The organism is Rhizorhapis sp. SPR117, from assembly GCF_021742065.1.
In genome coordinates, this window is record NZ_JAKKIE010000192.1 from 1 (window position 1) to 1,039 (window position 1,039).

1 protein-coding gene is annotated in these 1,039 nt (G+C 52.1%); it reads left to right on the forward strand.

Annotated elements, in window-relative coordinates:
- The first annotated feature begins 251 nt into the window (after window positions 1–251).
- Window positions 252–998 carry a hypothetical protein gene (locus L3X40_RS21885; RefSeq protein WP_237367439.1) on the forward strand — a complete coding sequence of 249 codons (747 nt, stop codon included), beginning with the start codon at window positions 252–254 and terminating at the stop codon, window positions 996–998.
- Window positions 999–1,039 lie beyond the last annotated feature (41 nt).

Here is a 1,039-nt window from a genome sequence, read left to right on the forward strand (position 1 = left end):
CCTGCCGACCTAGCATTGTTCATCTCCTCAAAGAGGCGTGAATCAATGAGGTGGATTACAGTTCCGGGTGACTAGTGCCCGGTGCTGCCAACCCAAGGAACGTGACAAGCTTCGTCATTACAGGCTAACCACACGGCATGAGTTACACTTCGAGAAATGAACTCCCAGCGGGGACTAGCCTCACGCGAGTCATTCAGATTGTGGAATTACTCGGCTACCGGCTCCTTCGAGACAGCTTGCGCGTGCCAAGCATGATCGGAAACTACCAGTGGTACGACGAAGATGATTATCGCTCCTGGTCTGGGGTTGAGCTTCAGATTTACAATGAGAATGGACAGATCGCAGTTGACACCCGATCTACGGTGTCTCGAAGCTATTGGGACCTTACTCATCAGAATAAGACCATCAAGCTGATACGTGATTTGTTTGGAGGTCACTTTATTACCGACGCGGGCCGGAACCGCTACTGGCGACCGGATGAGCCACCGAATCCACCCCTCGTATCGGGATGTTACCTCGCTCGTTGGAGGTTAAAAAACGCGCTCATCAAGTCTCAAATTTATCTGTGGGCGAGAAAGCTAGAGGGCGACGTGGCTCGGGAGAAGCCAACGGGCCTTCACTTCATGGACGCGATGAATCCGCGACTGCTTTCCAATAACCTACTGGTGCCATTTATCGTAGCAGTGTGGGAAGAATACTTCCGTTCGACATTCGCCGCTGTATTGAAGTACGCCGACCGTCGAGAACAGGTCTTGAAAAAAGCTCGGCTTAGCCACACGCAATTAGAGCAGATTGCCATCAACAAAAAGCCGGTCGAGCAGACCATATCCGAGTGCTTCTCTTTCCAGCGCCCAAGCGTCATCGCGGAGAACTTTCGACTCCTCGACAGCAGGCTCGATCTCGCGGCGGCATTGCGTAAGCCTTTCAAGCGCAGAAAGGTGACGTTATTCGATCAAATCGAAGACCTAGTCACCCGGAACTGTAATCCACCTCATTGATTCACGCCTCTTTGAGGAGATGAACAATGCTAGGTCGGCAG

What these genes read in the sequence shown, in the direction of transcription:
- L3X40_RS21885 (WP_237367439.1), top strand. Translation starts at nt 252, where the DNA reads ATGATCGGAAACTACCAGTGGTACGACGAAGATGATTATCGCTCCTGG.